The sequence below is a fragment of the Kribbella rubisoli genome (genome assembly GCF_004217145.1).
GTDB classification, from domain to species: Bacteria; Actinomycetota; Actinomycetes; order Propionibacteriales; family Kribbellaceae; genus Kribbella; species Kribbella rubisoli.
Window position 1 is genome coordinate 553595 of record NZ_SHKR01000013.1, and the last position, 18894, is coordinate 572488.

The following is an 18894-nucleotide window of genomic DNA, read 5'->3' on the forward strand; positions in this document are numbered from 1 at the left end:
AGCAATACGCTGAGAACGAGCTGAGCGTGCACGTGCGGCGTGCACAGTCGGATGCACACGGCTTTTTGCGGAGGGGAATCGACTTCGGTCTGACGAGATGAAAGAGTTTTCGGTAGCGGGTCTCACTCACGGTCCGTACATGGTTGAATGCAGCAGTTCACGGGATCGGAGGCCGAAGTGGATCTGTCGCTGACCGCGCGCGCCGAGGGCGGGCGGACCGTCATCGAGGTGGCGGGGGAGATCGACGTCTACACCGCACCGAAGCTCCGCGAGAAGATCGCCGCGCTTGTCGATGAAGGGGTCTACGACCTGGTCATCGACCTGGAACGCGTGGAGTTCCTGGACTCCACCGGCCTCGGCGTACTCGTCGGCGGGCTGAAACGGGTGCGCACCCACGACGGCTCGCTGTCCCTGGTCTGTACCCAGGAACGGCTGCTGAAGATCTTCCGGATCACCGGCCTGACCAAGGTCTTCGACATCCATCCGGACGTCGCCTCGGCGATCTGATCGCAGCGAATCGGAGCGAAAAGGTGTCTGCAGGGCTACGAAGAGTGAGCTGCTTGCTCAGACACTCGGGTATGGCGTAGACCACCCTGTCGTCAGGTCTGGTCGGATACCCGTTAGAGTGACCCACCGCGTCAGTTCCTGGCGCTATGTCGTATTTCCTCAACCCCTCGGTTGCGGCAGATGGGGGCCGTCAAGCCTCGATGGGTTGCCTACAAGGAGGACGGATGTCCGCGCTGCTTGCTGCACAAGCGGTGGATCTTTCGTCGAGCAACACCACACTGGTGATCGTCGTCGGGGTGATCGCGATCCTCGCGGTCGTCACCGCGATGGTCTTCCGGGGCCAGGTGCTTGCCGCGAACGATGGCACCGAGAACATGAAGACGATCGCCGCGGCGGTCCAGGAAGGCGCCTCGGCCTTCCTGAGCCGGCAGTTCCGGACATTGTCGATCTTCGCTGTGGTCGCGTTTCTGTTGCTGTTCTTGTTGCCGGCCCACACCGACGGCGACAACGAGACGACGCTGAAGATCTTCCGCTCCGTATTCTTCCTGGTCGGCGCGGGTTTCTCCGCCCTGATCGGCTACCTGGGCATGTGGCTCGCGACGCGCGCCAACGTCCGCGTCGCCGCGGCCGCCCGCGACGAGGGCCGCAACCCGGCGATGCGGGTCGCGTTCCGCACCGGCGGCACCGTCGGTATGGCGACCGTGGGCTTCGGCCTGTTCGGCGCCGCGCTGGTCGTGCTGCTGTTCAAGGGTGATGCCCCGACCGTGCTCGAGGGCTTCGGTTTCGGTGCCGCGATGCTCGCCATGTTCATGCGGGTCGGCGGCGGTATCTTCACCAAGGCCGCCGACGTCGGCGCCGACCTGGTCGGCAAGGTCGAGCAGAACATCCCCGAGGACGACCCCCGTAACGCGGCGACGATCGCCGACAACGTGGGCGACAACGTCGGTGACTGCGCCGGTATGGCGGCCGACCTGTTCGAGTCGTACGCCGTGATGCTGGTGGCCTCGCTGATCCTGGGCAAGGCCGCGTTCGGCGAGCAGGGCCTGATCTTCCCGCTGATCGTGCCGGCCATCGGCGTGATCACCGCGGTCATCGGCGTCTTCCTGACCCGGCCGCGGACCGGTGAGAACGGCCTGCGCACGATCAACCGGGCGTTCTACATCTCCGCCGTGATCTCGGCGGTCCTGTGCACGGTGGCGGCGTTCGTCTACCTGCCGAGCAGCTTCAAGGATCTGACCGGTGCCTCCGGCGCGATCGCCGCGTACGACGGCGACCCGCGCCTGATCGCCACCTTCTCGGTGATCATCGGCATCGTGCTGGCGGCCATCATCCTGGCCCTCACCGGTTACTACACCGGCACCGAGGACAAGCCGGTCCGCGACGTCGGCAAGACCTCGCTGACCGGCGCCGCGACCGTCATCCTGTCCGGTATCTCGGTCGGCTTCGAGTCCGCCGTCTACACCGCCGTGGTGATCGCGGCGGCCGTGTACGGCGCCTTCCTGGTCGGCGGTTCCGGTGTGGTCGCGCTGTTCGCGATCGCGCTGGCCGGCTGTGGTCTGCTGACGACCGTCGGCGTCATCGTCGCGATGGACACCTTCGGTCCGGTCTCCGACAACGCGCAGGGCATCGCCGAGATGTCCGGTGACGTGGACGGCGAGGCGGCCCAGATCCTGACCGAGCTGGACGCCGTCGGCAACACCACCAAGGCCATCACCAAGGGCATCGCGATCGCGACCGCCGTACTGGCCGCGACCGCGCTGTTCGGTTCGTTCACCGACGCGATCCGGACCTCGCTGGCCGACAACTACCCGAAGTTCGAGGCCGACGCACTGGTCTTCAACCCGGGCACGCTGGTCGGCATCATCCTCGGTGCGGCCGTGGTGTTCATGTTCTCCGGTCTGGCCATCAACGCGGTCGGCCGCGCCGCCGGTGCGGTCGTCTACGAGGTACGTCGCCAGTTCCGCGACATCCCCGGGATCATGGAGGGGACGGGCAAGCCGGAGTACGGCAAGGTCGTCGACATCTGCACCCGGGACTCGCTGCGGGAGCTGGCCACGCCTGGTCTGCTCGCGCTGACCGCGCCGATCGCCGTCGGCTTCGGTCTCGGGGCCGCGCCGCTGGCCGGCTACCTGGCCGGTGCGATCGGCGCCGGCACGCTGATGGCGGTCTTCCTGGCCAACTCCGGTGGTGCCTGGGACAACGCCAAGAAGCTGGTCGAGGACGGCAACTGGGGCGGCAAGGGTTCGCCGGCTCACGAGGCCACCGTCATCGGTGACACCGTCGGCGACCCGTTCAAGGACACCGCCGGTCCGGCCATCAACCCGCTGATCAAGGTGATGAACCTGGTATCGGTGCTGATCGCTCCGGCCGTCGTCGGGATGTCCGCGATCGGCGACGACCCGAACAAAGCGCTCCGGATCATCATCGCGGTCGTCGCGGTGGTCATCCTGGCCGCTGCGGTCTACGTCTCCAAGCGCCGGGAGTCGGTCATCTCCGACACCCCGGCCGAGGTGAACGCGGCCGCGTAGTACGCAGTACCTGATGAAACGGCCCGTCGATCAGATCGGCGGGCCGTTTCGCATGTCTGGACCCAGACCGGTCGCCGACTTACTGTCGGTACGACGAAACGTTTGTTGGGGGGAGGTGGCACGAGCTATGTCTCCCCGGCGTTCGGCGATCGCCTTGCTGCTTCTCGTCGTCGCGTGTCTGGTGGGTACGGCGCAGTCGGCGTACGCAGCGACACCCGATGCCACGTACCTCAACACCGCCCACAAGCTGAACCTGACGATCATCCAGGCGGCGCACGCGGCGAATGCCGACGGCCAGAGCTCGTGCGTGCGAAGCGTCGGCACGGTGATGGAACGCGATCACCGCAGGCTCGCCGCGCAGGAGTCCGAGCTCGCCGGCCGGTTCGGCATCAAGCTCGCGACCTTGCCTTCCCCGGCACAGCGTGAAGAACTCGACGCCCTCGGAGCCAAGGCCGACAGCCCGACGTACGACGCAGCTTGGCTCGCGTTGCAGCGGAAGCTGCACCAGGAGTACCTGGCGTTGATCGGAGGCGACCTGCCGAAGAGCGCGTCGCCTGCCGTCGAGTCACTTGCCGACGGGGCCAAGCCGGTGGTGCAGATGCACCTGGAGATGGTGACCCCGTCCTGCCACATCGTGACGAGCAAGCCAGTAGTGCCGACCGGCAACGGGGGACAGGTGGGCGATGCCCAGAAGGCTCGCTCGCGCGCGGCACTGATCTTGCTCGCCATCGGAGCGTTCCTCCTTCTGGTTGGCAAACAGAAGTCGATGCGACGGCGGGTCATTGGTGTGGCGTTGGTGGCGGCCGGCCTTCTCATGGTGTTCGGGTCGCCCGGCAATTCGGGGAAGGTGCCACAGGCCGGCACCTCTGACGCGGAGCGGGAAGCTGCCGTTCCACCGGTCCGGCTGAAGCTGCAAGGCGTTCAGAACGCGCCGGTGCAGGCTGTCGCGACCGGAAGCGACGGCCAGCTGCAGATGCCGGCGTCGCCTGACGCCGTGGGCTGGTGGGCTGCGGGTGCGGCGCCGGGCTCGGACGGTGGGACAGTGCTGCTCGCCGGGCATGTGGATACAGCCCGGTCCGGACGTGCGGTGTTCGCAGGGCTTTCCGAAGTACCGGTCGGTGCCAAGGTGTCGGTGACGGGTGGGGACGGGCACGTGCACCGGTACAAGATCGTGGCTCGGCGCACCTACTTGCAGAGTGCATTGCCACGCGATCTTTTCCAGGGTGCTGGAAAGCCGCGGTTGGTGCTGGTCACCTGCACCGGTTCGTACGACCACAAGACGAATCGCTACACGCACAACCTCGTGCTGTACGGCGTCCCGGTGGTCTGAGCCGTTTGGTAGTCACTTCCACCTGCACCAACCGAAGTACGTCGTCCGTCGACTTTCGGCTGATGCGGGAAGACCCGCGCATAGGGGATCGTCGGGGTCGTGGTCAGGGCTTTAACCGATAGCAGCCGGCAACCGCCGGACGGCAGAATCAACCCACGGGTGGACACACCGGATCCGCCCGGGGTCCGATGATCGGGACCCCGGAAACCTCGATACTGAGTGCTACACAGTCCACTACCAGGTGCGCCACCGAAAGAGGAGTACGGCGATGATCGAGGCAACGGGCCTCACCAAGCGATACGGCGCAACAGTTGCCGTTGACAACCTGTCTTTCGAGGTGAAACCGGGAAGGGTGACCGGCTTCCTCGGCCCGAACGGGGCCGGCAAGTCGACCACCATGCGGATGATCCTCGGACTCGACACCCCGACGTCCGGCCAGGTCACGATCGACGGGCAGCGCTACCGCGACCTGCACCAGCCGCTGACCAAGGTCGGCGCGCTGCTGGACGCCAAGTGGGTGCACCCGAACCGCTCGGCGCGCGCTCACCTGGCCTGGATGGCGGCGTCCAACAAGCTGCCGAAGGACTCGGTCGACAAGGCCCTGGAGATGGTCGGCCTGACCGCGGTCGCGAACAAGCGGGCCGGCGCCTTCTCGCTGGGTATGTCCCAGCGGCTCGGCATCGCCGGCGCACTGCTCGGTGACCCGGAGGTGCTGCTGTTCGACGAGCCGGTCAACGGCCTCGACCCGGAGGGCATCGTCTGGATCCGGACCTTCATGCACCGGCTGGCCGACGAGGGCCGGACCGTGCTGGTCTCCAGCCACCTGCTGTCCGAGATGGCGCTGACCGCCGAGGACCTGGTCGTCATCGGCCGCGGCAAGCTGATCGCGCAGAGCACCACGCAGGAGTTCGTCGACCGCGCCAGCGGCACGACGGTCAAGGTCCGTACGCCGCAGCTCGACCAGCTGGCCGGCGTGCTGCACCAGCAGCAGCTGGTCACCCGGATCGAGGACGTCGAGAACGAAGGCAAGGTCCTGTTCGTCGAAGGCGACCTGACCACCGACCAGATCGGTGAGACTGCTGCCGCGCACGGCATCGTGCTGCACGAGCTGACGCTGCAGCGCGGTTCGCTGGAGCAGGCGTTCATGCAGATGACCGGTGACTCGGTCGAGTACCACGCGCACGACGAGATCGCTGCCGTGACCCAGCTCGACGCGCCGTCGGGCGCCGAGGTGGCCGCGGGTCCGAAGGAGGACAACTGACATGTCGGTGATCACAGTCGAGCGGATCAAGCTCTTCTCCACCCGCTCGCCGTGGTGGTGCATGATTGTCGCCGCCGTGCTGACGGTCGGGTTCGCGGCACTGACGACCGGCTTCCTCAAGGGCGCCGACGAGCAGCAGGCGACGATCTTCATCACCCAGCCGGGCGCCCAGCTCAGCCAGATGGTGATGATGGTGATGGCCGCGCTGGCCGTCACCACGGAGTACCGGTTCGGCACCATCCGGACCAGCTTCCAGGCCGTTCCGCAGCGCGCCGCGCTGTTGCTCGGCAAGACCGCGGTGGTCGCGTTCCTGTCCGGTGTCATCGGCCTGATCGCGTCCTTCGGCGCGTGGGGCGTCGGCAGCCTGTTCGCCAGCAACGCCGACCTGTCGATCAACACCGGAGCCGAGTGGCGGCTGCTGGCCGGTCAGGGCCTGGTCTTCGCGATCTCCGCGGTGATCGCGGTGGCGGTCGGCATCCTGATCCGGCAGAGCGCCGGTGCGATCGCGATCCTGATCCTCTGGCCGCTGCTGGTCGAGAACCTGGTCAACCTGATCCCCAAGGTCGGCGACGACCTGGCCCGGTGGGCGCCGTTCGCGAACGGCAGCTCGTTCCTGAACCAGGGCCAGGACTTCGGTCTGGCCGGCGCCGGCGCCGGGGGCAGCGACTTCGCTCTCAGCCCCTGGTGGGCACTGCTGTACTTCGCCGGCTGGGCGGCCGCGCTGATGGCGATCGCCCTCTTCTCGGCGAGCAAGCGCGACGCGTAGACGAACCCCGGCCAAGGTTAAGTGACCCTGGCCGGGGCAGGGAGCCCGGTCGGGCTGAGGGGTCCTGGCCGCGACGGCCCGTGGTACATCCGGGAGACCGGATGGACCACGGGCCGTTTCTCCTGTTGATCAAAGGTTGGCGGGTGGCCCGGCGAGCGTCTACGGTGCCGCGCATGACCGATTGGGCGCAGGTGCGCGAGGCGGGCTTCGCGGTCCCTGAGGGCCGCACCACGGACGAGTTGGTGGCCGAGCTGGTGGGCATGCTGCGATCACCGGATCCCGTCGTACGGGACCGGCACGGGTACGCCGTACTCGCGACCTGGATCGGCCGCGGCGTACTGACCGCCGATCAGCTGCGGGCGCTCGGCGACGAGATGGTTCCGCGGTTCGGCGATCCGGAGATCCAGGTACGGACGTTCGCGCCGTTGATCCTCGACTCGATCGTGACCGCGGGCGTCTTCGAGCCGCACTGGGTGCCGCCGTTCGAGCGCTGGTACGTCGCCGAGGAGGACCTGCGCGGGTACGACGAGAAGCTCGGCTGGCTGCACGCCGTAGCGCATGGGGCCGACCTGCTCGGGACGCTCGGGCAGCACGCGGCGGTCGAGCCGATGCAGATGCTCCGGCTCGGGATCGGCCGGCTGCTGACGCCCACGTCGTACGTGCTGCGGGACATGGAGGACGATCGGCTCGGGTACGCGCTGGCCGCGACGCTCATCCGCGACGACCTGACCGAGTCCGACGCGCTCGAGTGGCTCGACCCGGCGATCCGCGCGCTCTCGAACCCGCCGACCGAGGGGATCACGCCCGAGGTGACGAACACGATCCGGACGTTGCGGGTTGTATACGTGTTGGCCGATCACGGTCTGCGGGTCGGTGATGAGAAAAAGCTCACGCCGATCCCGCGACGCGAACAGGTCAAGACGAAGCTGGCCGACGTGTTCCGCATCGTCACGCCGTACTATCTCTGAGCGCTCTCAGGTATTGCAGGGCTCGGGGCAACTACCTGGTGGGGTACCCCGCATCCGACTTTCGTCTTGTTTTTCCCTGAATCCTCCCCGAGCAACGGCATGTCGAGGTCCAGGGCGGAGTACAGGTGTAGTCAGGTGGCAGTGGAGGGCTCGTCCGTGACAAGGTCTCCACTGGCAGGCCATGGCCCCCTCCCATGGTGGTGCCAACGCCACTACCTGAGTAGTGCCAACACCATCAGATCTGGTCCCCGGCAAGGTTAGCTTTGAGCTACAAAGCCGTCGGGGGCAGCGGGTTCTAGAGAGGGCGCGTGGAAGTCATGGTTGCGACATACCTGAAGAGATGGGTCGGCAACCGCATTCTCAATAGGACCACCCGCAAGGGTGGTCTCGACCTGTCGAAAATGCGGATGTTCCCCAGCTCGGTCTCGATGCCGCTGCGCCGGCAGGGTCTCGACCCGGTGCCGGAGCTCGCGGAGGTGCGGGAGACCGAGCCGGTGCACAAGCTGGCCCACCTGTTCGGGCTCAACGTATGGGTGGTCAGCGGGCATGCCGAGGCGAAGGCCGTGCTCGCCGACACGGCGAACTTCAGCAACGACATCCGGCCGCTGGTCGGCTCGGACCCGAACAAGCCGTCGGAGGGTATCGGCGGGCTCGGGTTCACCGATCCGCCGGACCACACGCGGCTGCGGAAGCTGCTCACCCCCGAGTTCACCAAGCGCAAGCTGGCCCGGCTCGAGCCGGCGATCGAGAAGATCGTCAACGACCAGCTGGACCTGATGGAGGCCAAGGGCCCGGTCGTCGACATCGTGTCGGACTTCGCCTTCAACGTGCCGTTCCTGCTGATCGCCGACCTGCTCGGCGTGGAGGAGCAGGACCGCGATCGCTTCCGCGCCCTCGGGCCGGCCCGCTTCGACCTGTCCGGTGGCGGGATCGGGGTGTTCGGGTCGGCTTCGGAGTCCCGGGACTTCCTGTTCGAGATCGTCCGTAAGCAGCGGACGAACCCGGGCGACGGGCTGATCGGGTCGATCATTCGCGAGCAGGGTGACGACCTCGACGACGTCGAGCTCGGTGGGCTCGCGGACGGTGTGTTCCTGGGCGGGTACGAGACGTCCGCGAGCATGCTGGCGCTCGGCACGCTGGTGCTGCTGCGCGACCCGAAGAACTTCGAGCTGATCCGGAACGAGCCCGGCGCGGTCGACGGGATCGTCGAGGAGCTGCTGCGGTACTTGACGGTCGTCCAGGTCGCGTTCCCGCGGTTCGCACGACACGACCAGGAGCTGTTCGGCCAGCAGGTGAAGAAGGGCGACCTGGTCGCGGTGTCGCTGTCCGGCGCGGACCGCGACAAGCAGATCTTCGGCGCGGACGCCGAGGACTTCTACCCGCGCCGTACGGTCTCCGCCCCCCACCTCGCCTTCGGCCACGGCATGCACCGCTGTGTCGGGGCGGAGCTGGCGCGGATGGAACTGCGCGCGGCCTTCACCGCGCTCGCCCACCGCTTCCCGGACCTGTCCCTCGCCGTACCCGAAGAACAACTCCGCTTCCGCGACTTCTCCATCGTGTACGGCGTCGAATCCCTCCCCGTCCAACTCCACGCGGCGTCTACCAACCAAGCCGCCGTCTGAAGCACACCGCTCCGCGGCCGCCGAGTCGTGGCGTATGGCGGGTACCCCGAAGCGCGAGTCGTGGATCGAGGTTGAATTCCCCAGCCATTTCCCACGACTCGACGGCCGGTCAGGACAGGTTGAAGCGGTGGGCGAAGGTGGTTAGGTCGTCGAGGGACCGGGGGTTGATTACCAGGCGGGTTACGCCTTGGTTTTCGTAGGAGGTCAGGGCTTCGGGGATTAGCTCGGTGGAGGCCCAGCGGGTGTATTCGAGGTTGTCCTGGGGCGCGGTCTTGCAGGCCAGGTCCCATTGGGCTGCGCGTTCGGTGGGTGTGAGGTTGCCGCCGGGGAAGTAGCCGGTGCCGCGGAGGCCGGCTCGGCGGGCGGCGGCGCGGCTAGAACCGCCGATGTGGATGGGGAGCGGGGCCAACGGGTGCGGGTAGCTGGTCAGGTTCTCGAAGTCGAAGAACTCGCCGGAATAGCTCACCCCGTCCGGCCCGCCCGACCACAGCAGGCGCAGTACGTCTATGGCCTCGTCAGTACGGCGACCACGGGTCGCGAAGTCGACGCCGACCGCGGACGCCTCTCCGGCCAGACTGCCCAGGCCGACGGTCAGCAGGCGCATCCGGCCCTTCGAGAGCACGTCGATCGTGGCGAGACGCTTCGCGAGGATGACCGGATGGTGGTACGGCAGCAGCAGTACTGCGGTACCCAGCAGGAGACGCTCGGTCGCGGCGGCGACGTACATGAGCAGGTCGAGCGGATCGGCGTACTCGAGCGTGGTCGGCAGTTCGAAGCCGCCCAGGCTCGCGCCGCGGTAGAGCGCGACGTGCTCGGGCACGTACAGGCCCTCGAAGTCGCACGCCTCCGCGTGCTGGGCAAACTCGACCAGCCGCTCCGGATCCATCCCTTGCCCTGGAGTGCTGTAAGTAACGGCGAATTTCACCCCGCCGACCCTAGAACCCTGCCCCCGAGGGCAACGCAAATTCCGGCACTGGTGGTTCTCGTGAGTAGTGTCTTTGTGGCACTAGGTGGTCGTTGGCCGGATCGGGTCGTGACAGGATGCGGGGTGGGTGGTCACAATGGGCGGTCCGGCCCGAGGTGCGGGTGACGGAACAGGGAAGGGCCGTCGGCGGGTATGGGGATTGGGGAGATGGCGACGGGCGATGTGCTGACTGCCCGGATCGCCGCCGCGATGACCGCCGCGCAGTCAGGTGGGCATGCGAGTGCTGCGGCGGAGATCGAGGCGATCCGGTCCGAGCTGGGTGCGGAGCCCAGCTACCGGCTGGCCGCCGTCGAGTACGTGCGCGGCGTGTCAGCTCATCACGCCAGTGACGCCGACGAGGCGCTGCGGGCGGTCGACGCCTGTATCGAGGTCGCCCGGGCGATCGACGAACCCGGCTGGGAAGCGAACGCCCTCCCGATCCGCATCATCAATCTCGCCCGCAGCGGCCGCGGCGGCGACACCGTCAACGACCTGGTCGCAGCTGAAGCGGCCTTGAGCCGGACCAAGGACCTGGGACTGACTGCCTGGGCGCACACCGGCCTCGGCTACGCGTACGACGTCCTACGGCTGTTCGAGCTCTGCATCCCGCACTACGAGCTCGCGACCGGGCTCGACGCGGACGTGTTCGAGCTGGCCGAATCCGAGGCGATCGACCGCTTGAACCTCGCCGAGACGTACCTGCGCTGGGCACACGAACTCGAGCGCCTCGGCGATCCTTTGTATACAAGGGAGATCGAGGAGCGGCTGGCGTCAGCGGCGTACTGGGCGCGTGAGGCCGAGCGGGTGATAGTGGACGACGAGACCCAGGAGTTCTGGCGTCTGAGCGCCCGTCTGTGGCTTGCTGCGGCCGCTACCGCCGAGGACCCGGACCGTGCGGTCGCCGAGCTGACCGAGATCCGCGACGAGATCAGCAAGCTCGGCGAGACCGAGCGGCTCGCGATCGCCGGCGCGTACCTGGCCAGGGCCCTGAAGGCGCAGGGAAAGTTCGAGCAGGCCAAGGCCGCGGCGGACCGGGCGGCCGACGACCTGATTCCGTTGGCCGACCCATCGACACATGTCCTGGTCCTGCAGACCCGTTCGGAGATCGATGCTCTCGACGGTACGCCGGGAGCCTTTGCCGGCTTGGAGTACGCGCGTTCGGTCGCGCGCGGGTGGTGGAAGGAGCGGCAGCGGGCGCTGAACGCCGTACGGCATGCGCTTGCTGTGCACGATCTCCCGGCCCGGCACGACGCCGAGTGGCACGCGGCGCGGCAGGATCCGCTGACCGGCGTGGGGAATCGCCGCGCGCTGGACGAGCGGCTGACCGCGGCCCGTGACTCCGGGCGTGCGGTGACCTTGCTGGCCATCGATGTGGACAATCTGAAGATCGTCAATGACACCTTCGGGCACGCCTGCGGGGACGAATTGCTGCAGGTTGTGGCAAATCTCCTGGTAGAACAGGCGCGAGCGACTGATGCCGTGGTTCGATCGGGAGGCGACGAGTTCTTCGTGGTCCTCGACCAGCCCGACGCCAAGGGCGGTGCCCAGCTGGCCGAGCGGATCCGGATCGCCGTCGGGGCCATCGCGGCTTCGACGGAGAAACCGTGGTTGCGCCGACTCGGGCTGAGCCTCGGGTACGCCGCAACCGCCGAAGGTCTCGGCGTCGAGCAATTGATCGCGCGGGCGGATCTGCGCCTGTACGAGGACAAGCGACGCAACAGGTGACGGGCACCGCAACAAAGTGAGTCAGGGTAGGGAGGTGCGGTGCGCGAGACGTCGGGGGTGACGGCACGGATCGCAGCGGCGATGACGCGGGCGCAGTCGGGCAGTCCGGCCGAGGCTGCGCTCGAGCTCAACGAGCTGCTGGCCGAGCTGGATCCGGAGCCGAGTCACGAGCGGGCAGCGGCCGAGTACGTGCGGGCCGTCGCGGCGCATCACGCCACCGATTCGGTCGAGGCGCTGGACGCCGTCGACGGCTGCATCCGGGTCGCTCGCGCGATCGACGAGCCGGGCTGGGAGGCGAACGCGATCGCGCTGCGGATCGTCACGCTGATCCGCACCGGCGAGGGCGGTGACTCGGTCGCGGACCTGGTCGCCGCTGAGAACGCCCTGTCGCGGACCCGCGATCTCGGTCTGGCCGGCTGGGCGCACACCGGCCTCGGCTACGCGTACGACCTGCTCCGGCTGTACGAGTTGTGCATCCCGCACTTCGAGCTCGCCGCCGAAGGTGATCACGATCCGCTCGGCCTCCCCGAGGCGCCGGCGATCAACCGGCTGAACCTGGCAGAGTCGAACCTGCGCTGGGCCCACGAGCTCGAGCGGCTCGGCGACACGTCGTACGACGAGGAGGTCAAGCAGCGCCGGCGGGCAGCGCATCGGTGGGCGGGTGAGGCGGTCGATGCGATCCTCGCGGCCGATCTGCTCGGGTACTGGCCGATGGTCGGGCGGATGTGGCTCGCGGCGAGCAACGACGCCGGGGACGCGGCCGAGGCGGCTGTGATCCTGAAGGACTGTCGCGACCAGCTCGCAAAGCTCGGCGATCTCGAGCTGGCTGCGATCGCGGGCGCGTACCTGGCGATGGCGTACCTGAAGCTCGGCCGGGTCGACGACGCGATGGAGGCCGCGGGACGGTCGGCGAGCGAGCTGCCGCCGACGTCGGATCCGCCGGTCGAGGCGCTGATCCGGCACACCGCCGTACGGATCGTGGCTGAGTCCGGCGACGCGGGTGCGTCCAGTGGGTTGCAGTACGCGCGGGCGATCAGCAGAGGGTGGTGGGCGGAGCGGCTGCGCGGGCTGTACGCAGTACGGACTGCGCTGGCGAGCCATGAGCTGTCGATCCGGCACGACGCCGAGTGGCGGGCCGCTCGGGAGGACCCGCTGACCGGTGTGGGCAATCGGCGCGCGTTGGACGAGCGGATGTCGGTGGCGCGGGACTCCGGTCGGTCGGTCGCAGTGATCGCGATCGACGTGGACAACCTGAAGGTCATCAACGACAGCTACGGACATGCCTGCGGGGACGAGGTACTGCGGCGTGTCGGGCAGCTGCTGAAGGAGCAGTGCCGCGCGGAGGATGTGGTGGCACGAGCGGGTGGGGACGAGTTCGTCGTCGTACTCGACAACCCGGACGAGCGGGGCGCGCCTGAGCTCGTCGAGCGGATCAAGACCGCAGCGGATCGAGAGGCGGCGCACGCGCTGGCGCCGTGGTTCGCCATGCTGCGGCTGAGCGTGGGGCAGGCGAGCAGCACGGACGGTACCTCGGTCACCGACCTGCTGACCGAGGCGGACCGCCGCATGTACGCCGAGAAGCGCCGACGTCGGCGGGCTGCTCAGTAGTTCAGGAAGCCTTCCACGATGAGGTTTCTGATCTGCGGGAGGTAGTCGGAGAGTACGTCGACCAGCGGGCGGTCCATCAGGTCCGCGAGGGCCGCGAGGATCTGGCCGGTGCTCAGGTCGCCGTCACACGCACCGACGAAGCCTGCCAGGACAGTGTCGACCTGCTCTGCGCGGCGCATGCCACGCTGACGTCGCAGAACGATCGTGGCTGGGTCCTCAGCGCCTGGCTGACCAGTGGTCTCCTGGATGACGTCATCCGCGACGCGGAGGTGCAGAGCGGTCAGGTCAGCGGGGAGGCCTTCCAGACGTTCGAAGCGGTGCAGGACGTGCGGACCGATCGGGCGCTCGATCTCGTACGGCCATGACTCGGCGTCGAGGGTGCCTCCGACGTTGTGGAGAGTGATCCAGCCCATGCCGATCGCTTCGACGCTCTGGTCCTCCAGATAACGCATCCACTCGTCGTACCGGGTGGTGTACTGCGGTGAGCCGTGCAGGCCGGCGTCGCGCAACCAGAGCTCGACGTACTCGGACGGGTCGAGCTGCTCGCGCTGGACGGCCCAGGCCGACCGGTCCGCGGTCCAGGTGGCGATGCGGTCCTGCCAGTCCTCGCCGCGGACACAGGTCCAGTTGGCGAGCAGCTGGCACCAGCCGCCGTCGGTGAGGTGGTCCGGCGCCTGCCTGATTAGCTGCTCGACGACGGCGTCACCGGCGTACCCGGTCTCGCGGTAGGTCAGGTCGCCGCCGGGTGGGGAGATGACGTACGGCGGATTGCTGACGATCAGGTCGAACCGCTCACCCCGGACCGGCTCGTACAGGCTGCCTTCGCGTACGTCGAGGTCGATGTGGTTGAGCGCCGCCGTCCAACGGGCCAACTGGAGCGCACGCGGGTTGACGTCAGTGGCGACGAGCTGGTTGACGCGATCGGCGAGGTGGAGCGACTGAATGCCACACCCCGTGCCGATGTCGAGCGCACGATCTGCCTTGATCGGGACGGTGAGGTGGATCAGACTCAGGCTGGCCGGGGCGATCCCGAGCACGTAGTCGGACCGCATTGCCTCGCGGCGCCCGTCGAGCCCGGGGGTGGGGTCGGCAACCACCCACCACTCCCGCTCATCCTCCGCAAACGGCCGGATGTCGAGCACAGCCCTCGCCTCGCCGCCGGTGGTCGCGATGATGCCCAAGGCAACCAGATCGACTCCCGGAATCGCCTTGTCTACAAGCGCTTCCGGCACGGTCCGCTGTAACAAGAACAGCCGGATCATCGTGTCAAGCGCATCCCCCGAGTCCGTACGCCGAACCGCCGGCGCCGTCTCGTTCCGCCCCAACGCCCCGTTGGCCTGCTCCCCGAGCCGCTCGGCAACCCCATCCACGGTGTACCCCGCAGCCCCGAACGCCGCCCGCAACCCACCCACGTCGTACCCCGTCAACTCCCGCATCTCCCGATCTTCCCACCGTCACCCCACCACCCGCCCGGCCCCACCCCCACCCCGCCCGCGGCTCCGGCTGATGGGTTAACCCACAAGCAGGTGGGTTAACCCATGAAATGCGACCGGGTGGGGCGGCTGGTCCCGATCTTCCTACCGTCACCCCCACCACCCGCCGCCGCACCCCACCCGCCGCCGCACCCCCACCCCTGCCCCACCCCTGCCCCACCCCCGCCTCACCCCGCCCAACCCGCGCCCCGCCCCGCCTGCGGCTGATGGGTTAACCCACGGCGTTGTGGGTTACCCACCCGGAGTGCCGGTGGTTAACCCACAAGCGGGTGGGTTAACCCATGAAATGCGACTAGGTGGGGCGCTGGGCGGGGGTGGCGGCCGGGCCGGGGGCTGGGCGGGGGTGGGGGCTGGGTGGGACGGGTTATGGATTGCAGGTGAGTTTGGCTTCGGCCCAGTCGGCGTGGTCGCTGGTGTTGCCGTCGCCTCCGTCGGTTACTTGGAGGGTGAGGGTTTGGCCGCCGGTGACGTCGACCGTCGTGGTGGCGGTGGGGGACGTGCCGGTCAGTTGATCCGACGTGTACTTCGCGGTGCCGTCGGTGAGGACCTTGAAGGTGACTTTGCCGCGGTCCTCCATCTCGTCGTCGATGCCCAGTTTGCTGGTGAACGTGGTGCAGTTGCCACCCAGACGGACGCTCACCGACGAAGGAGCGTGTGCACCCAATCCCTTCGCGTACGTGACCCCGTCCAGCGTGATCGGGCCGCCGTCGCCGGTGCCGTCCTCGCCGTTGCTGCGGTCGCGCTCGACCGGGCCCCAGCCGTTGCTCGAGTCAAGGAATTCCAGGTCACTGACCCAGTTGTCCCCAGTAGGTGCCGGAGGCAACGGTTTGTCGGCGGCCGTGGCGGCGAAGAACCCGAGCCCGCCGCCGGGCAGCTTGATCGCCTTCACCGTCTTGCCGGGATCGAGCGGTACGGCGGTGTAGAAGACGCGATAGTCCGTCGTCGTATTGCCCAGACCGGCTGGTGTGTAACGGCCCTTGACCGAGACGGCGAGCGCGGCGCCGCCTGTGGTCGGGTCCTGACAGCACCAGTTCGGCAACTGGAAGGTGCCTTCGGACGTGGAGCCGTCGGTATAGATGATGGTGACGGTCCCGCGAGCGTTGAGACTCGCGCCGGCGCCGAGTAGCGCGAGGTGCGAACCGGTGCCCGAGACGAGGATCGGCGCGGACTGGTTCTTCACCACGTTCGGAGTCCCCGGCGCTCCGGTCGGCCAGGTGAACCTGGCGTCCTGGACCGTGACCTCAGCGCCCGGTGAGTACCCGGCGGCCGCGAGCGCTTCGCCGTTGAAGCTGTCACCCGATCCGTCGAAATTGCCTTGTTTGTAGGTGTTTGCATCGGTGATGCCGACCAGGTTGGACGCCTGAGACAACGATGCGTACGGCAGCTCGGCTGTTGCCGAAGCGGAGTTTGAATAACTCTTGCCTTGGGCAACGTAGCTTGCCTTCAGTTGCAGGGTGAAGCTCGCCGGCTTGACGTCCGCACCCGGTGTCACCTGCAGCTTGGCGGTGACAGTCTGGCCGGAGCGGACCGACGCGAACCGGTTGGCGCCGGTGACAGTCCAGCCGGCCGGGACCTGCATGGCCAGGTCGACGTTGCGGACGGTTCCGGGGGTGCTGTTGCGGAACGTCGCGGTCACCTCGGTCGCCTGGCCAGGCGCGTTCCAGAGCGACGGCGTGGTGAGCTCCGGGGTGCCGAACGTGTTGCTGACGTCCGCTCCGCCTACCGAGGAGGTGCCGGAGAGGCGTACCACGGTAGACCGCGAGGTGGAGATCGACGCGGTCTGCACGGTGACGACACCGTTGGCGAAGCTCCACTTGGCGGGGCGCCCGTCGATGGTGACGTTGTGCGGCGCGGTGCCGGTGTGGAGAGTCAGTTCGTACGGGCGCGCCGCCGGCTTGCCGTCGTACGAACCGTTGCTGCGACCGATGTTCACGGTGATGTCGCCGCGGCCGTCGGTCGGTGCGTCGACGGCGAACGTCTGCGTGGCGGACTTCGTGGAGCGGGTGACGCGGTCGTCCTCATAGAGGTTGAACGAGGACTTCCCCGACGGGTAGATGTCGACCGTGACGGGGTCGCTCGGCTTTTGTTCGGCGGCGTTGTTGAGGCCGGACTTCCACATCGGTACGACGGCGCCCGCCTTCACGAACAGCGGCAACGTGTCGAGCGCCGCGTGGTAGCCGTTGACCGTCGTCGGGCCCTGGTACACGCGACCGGTCCAGTAGTCGACCCACCGACCTGCGGGCAGGTAGATGCCGTTCTTCACCTCGTCCGCGCCGTACATCGGCGCGACCAGGAACTCCTTGCCGGCCAGGAATTCGTACTTCGTTGTGTCGTCCCACGTCTTCGGGTCGTTCGGGTACTCCAGCACCAGCGACCGGTTCAGCGGTGCGCCGGTCCGGTGCGCCTCAGCGGCGTAGGTGTAGAAGTACGGCAGCAGGCGTTCGCGCAGCTTGAGGTACTTGCGGTTGATCGAGGTGTACGGGTCGCCGTACGCCCAGGGCTGCTTGTACGCCGGAGTCGACCAGCCGGACATGCTCATCAACGCCGGGTTGAACACCTTCCACTGCAGATCACGCACGTACGACGTGGCACTGCCGCCGAAGATGCCGTCGACGTCACCCGCGCTGTAGGCGATACCCGAGTTACCGGACCCGGTGATCGCCGGGATCTGCCACTTGATCGCGTCCAGCGAGCCGCTGTGGTCGCCGGTCCACTGCACGGCACACCGCTGCGCGCCGGCCCAGCCCTCGACCATCCACGCGAACCCACGGGCGTTGCTGTACTGCTCGATGCCGTCATGCGCGGTGTCGCAGGCACTCAGTGCGTAGCGGTAGCCCGGACCGACCCACGCCACGTCCAGCTTCCGTACGCGCACACCGGCGTCACCGACCTCGGCCGGCTGCCGGTCCAGGTTGGACTGGGTCCACAGGCCCATCTGGATGTTCCGTGCCCGCAGTTCGTCGCCGGTCTGCTTCAGCGCCGGGATGTCGCGCTTGCCCCACCACGTGCCGTCGACCTGCTCGGAGTCGGTGTTGGCGGAGTACCCGCAGCCGTAGTCGTCGTTGACGAGCATCCAGCCGCCCGGCATGTCCTCGTCCTTGAACCGCTGCGCGACCTTCACCGCGTCGAGCGTGGTCACCTTGTCCGGGGTGACCTTCCAGTCGTTGCTGGGGTCCGGGTCCGTCGCGTAGTGACCGCGGTTGTAGCAGTCGGAGTCGCCGTACTCGAGTCCGTAGATCGGCGGCATGAACGGCCGGCCGGTGAGCTCGGTGTAGCGGTCCAGCGAGGTCTTCAGATCGCCGACGAAGTAGTACGCGTCGAACCGCTTCTCGTCGTGAGTAGTTACAACCGGACTAGTGAAGGTGTAACTACCCGGATCGAAGGTGTTCCGCAGTACGCCGTACCCCGCGGTGCTCATGTAGTACGGCGACGCGTTCGGGTTGCCGCCGTCCTCCCAGTTGAAGTCCCTGGAGATCTTGATCGTCTGGTCGCGGTGCGAGAAGCGGCCGTTCTGCATGCCTCCGCCGAAGAACTGCTCGTTCGCACCACGCGCCAGGGTCTGAGTGGTGGAGGTGTCCGTCCAGGACAGCGGTGCGGCCTCGGACCAGACCAGCTGCCCGTTCGACCGGTACAGGGAGAACTTCAGCGGGCTCTTCTGCGCACGGACCTCGATCTTGCCGGTCGTGAGCGAGTAGTAGGTGCCGCGGTCACGCCAAGAGGTCTTCGGGGTGCCGTAGTCCGTCTTGGTGACGATGTTGGACGCCGGGACGCCCGGATCGGTGGGCGGAGTGTTCGCGGGGTCGGTGAAGTTCCCGTCCGGCGCCATCCACAGCCGGAAGACGTCGTCCTTCAGGAACACCACCCGCACCTTCGCCGCGCCGGCGCTGAGGGTGTACGTCGCCTTGTCGGCCGCGAAGCCGGTGACGTCACCGAGCGTGGTCGCCGCGGCCTGTGCGGGAGCCGCGGTGTACACAAGTGCGCCTGCTAACAGAGCTAGGGCGACTACTGAACGTTTCATGCGGACAAAGATGCTCACGAGTGCCTCACTTCACGCATCAATGAACAAGATGCGCACATTGAAGCTCACCGGCGACGCGTTGTCATCAGGTCGGCCTTCATGAA

The 18894-nt window shown here is 67.6% G+C and carries 12 protein-coding genes; 9 read left to right on the forward strand and 3 right to left on the reverse strand.

All coding sequences use genetic code 11. The annotated features are described in order from the left end of the window. The first annotated feature begins 147 nt into the window (after window positions 1-147). From EV645_RS22790 to EV645_RS22820, 7 genes are all read left to right on the forward strand, one after another. Window positions 148-507, forward strand: coding sequence for an STAS domain-containing protein (locus tag EV645_RS22790; protein WP_272948965.1), 360 nt, complete (start codon window positions 148-150; stop codon window positions 505-507). A 224-nt stretch (window positions 508-731) separates the two neighbouring features. Then, a complete protein-coding gene (locus tag EV645_RS22795; RefSeq protein WP_130445984.1) occupies window positions 732-3035 on the forward strand; it encodes a sodium-translocating pyrophosphatase in 2304 nt (767 codons plus the stop codon). Between the two features lie 127 nt (window positions 3036-3162). Further along, a complete protein-coding gene (locus EV645_RS22800) occupies window positions 3163-4365 on the forward strand; it encodes a DUF4142 domain-containing protein (RefSeq protein ID WP_198681787.1) in 1203 nt (400 codons plus the stop codon). A 268-nt stretch (window positions 4366-4633) separates the two neighbouring features. Beyond that, window positions 4634-5626 carry an ABC transporter ATP-binding protein gene (locus tag EV645_RS22805; protein ID WP_130445986.1) on the forward strand — a complete coding sequence of 331 codons (993 nt, stop codon included), beginning with the start codon at window positions 4634-4636 and terminating at the stop codon, window positions 5624-5626. 1 nt (window position 5627) lies between these two features. Continuing rightward, window positions 5628-6392: an ABC transporter permease gene (locus EV645_RS22810; protein ID WP_130445987.1), complete on the forward strand. Its 765-nt coding sequence runs from the start codon at window positions 5628-5630 to the stop codon at window positions 6390-6392. 173 nt (window positions 6393-6565) lie between these two features. Continuing rightward, entirely contained in the window at window positions 6566-7360 is a 795-nt protein-coding gene (locus EV645_RS22815; protein WP_130445988.1) for a DUF2785 domain-containing protein, read from the forward strand. Window positions 7361-7677: 317 nt separating this feature from the next. Then, entirely contained in the window at window positions 7678-8982 is a 1305-nt protein-coding gene (locus EV645_RS22820) for a cytochrome P450 (protein ID WP_130446524.1), read from the forward strand. 109 nt (window positions 8983-9091) lie between these two features. Here EV645_RS22820 and EV645_RS22825 read toward each other — a convergent pair whose 3' ends face one another. Beyond that, entirely contained in the window at window positions 9092-9907 is an 816-nt protein-coding gene (locus EV645_RS22825; protein ID WP_130445989.1) for a TIGR03619 family F420-dependent LLM class oxidoreductase, read from the reverse strand. A 207-nt stretch (window positions 9908-10114) separates the two neighbouring features. Between EV645_RS22825 and EV645_RS22830 the strand changes: the two genes are divergently transcribed. Together EV645_RS22830 and EV645_RS22835 are read left to right on the forward strand one after the other, a co-directional pair. After that, window positions 10115-11671 carry a GGDEF domain-containing protein gene (locus tag EV645_RS22830; RefSeq protein ID WP_130445990.1) on the forward strand — a complete coding sequence of 519 codons (1557 nt, stop codon included), beginning with the start codon at window positions 10115-10117 and terminating at the stop codon, window positions 11669-11671. A 39-nt stretch (window positions 11672-11710) separates the two neighbouring features. After that, entirely contained in the window at window positions 11711-13279 is a 1569-nt protein-coding gene (locus EV645_RS22835; RefSeq protein WP_242000584.1) for a GGDEF domain-containing protein, read from the forward strand. Here the strand turns inward: EV645_RS22835 and EV645_RS22840 are convergent. Further along, a complete protein-coding gene (locus tag EV645_RS22840) occupies window positions 13273-14715 on the reverse strand; it encodes a DUF7059 domain-containing protein (RefSeq protein WP_130445991.1) in 1443 nt (480 codons plus the stop codon). The two genes, EV645_RS22835 and EV645_RS22840, sit on opposite strands and share 7 nt — an antisense overlap. Before the next feature lie 421 nt (window positions 14716-15136). Next, complete coding sequence (locus EV645_RS22850) at window positions 15137-18790, reverse strand: NPCBM/NEW2 domain-containing protein (RefSeq protein WP_130445992.1); 3654 nt, start codon at window positions 18788-18790, stop codon at window positions 15137-15139. Between the last annotated feature and the right edge of the window lie 104 nt (window positions 18791-18894).

What these genes read in the sequence shown, in the direction of transcription:
- EV645_RS22790 (WP_272948965.1), top strand. Translation starts at nt 148, where the DNA reads ATGCAGCAGTTCACGGGATCGGAGGCCGAAGTGGATCTGTCGCTGACC.
- EV645_RS22805 (WP_130445986.1), top strand. Translation starts at nt 4,634, where the DNA reads ATGATCGAGGCAACGGGCCTCACCAAGCGATACGGCGCAACAGTTGCC.
- EV645_RS22795 (WP_130445984.1), top strand. Translation starts at nt 732, where the DNA reads ATGTCCGCGCTGCTTGCTGCACAAGCGGTGGATCTTTCGTCGAGCAAC.
- EV645_RS22840 (WP_130445991.1), bottom strand. Translation starts at nt 14,715, where the DNA reads ATGCGGGAGTTGACGGGGTACGACGTGGGTGGGTTGCGGGCGGCGTTC.
- EV645_RS22800 (WP_198681787.1), top strand. Translation starts at nt 3,163, where the DNA reads ATGTCTCCCCGGCGTTCGGCGATCGCCTTGCTGCTTCTCGTCGTCGCG.
- EV645_RS22820 (WP_130446524.1), top strand. Translation starts at nt 7,678, where the DNA reads ATGGTTGCGACATACCTGAAGAGATGGGTCGGCAACCGCATTCTCAAT.
- EV645_RS22815 (WP_130445988.1), top strand. Translation starts at nt 6,566, where the DNA reads ATGACCGATTGGGCGCAGGTGCGCGAGGCGGGCTTCGCGGTCCCTGAG.
- EV645_RS22850 (WP_130445992.1), bottom strand. Translation starts at nt 18,790, where the DNA reads ATGAAACGTTCAGTAGTCGCCCTAGCTCTGTTAGCAGGCGCACTTGTG.
- EV645_RS22830 (WP_130445990.1), top strand. Translation starts at nt 10,115, where the DNA reads ATGGCGACGGGCGATGTGCTGACTGCCCGGATCGCCGCCGCGATGACC.
- EV645_RS22810 (WP_130445987.1), top strand. Translation starts at nt 5,628, where the DNA reads ATGTCGGTGATCACAGTCGAGCGGATCAAGCTCTTCTCCACCCGCTCG.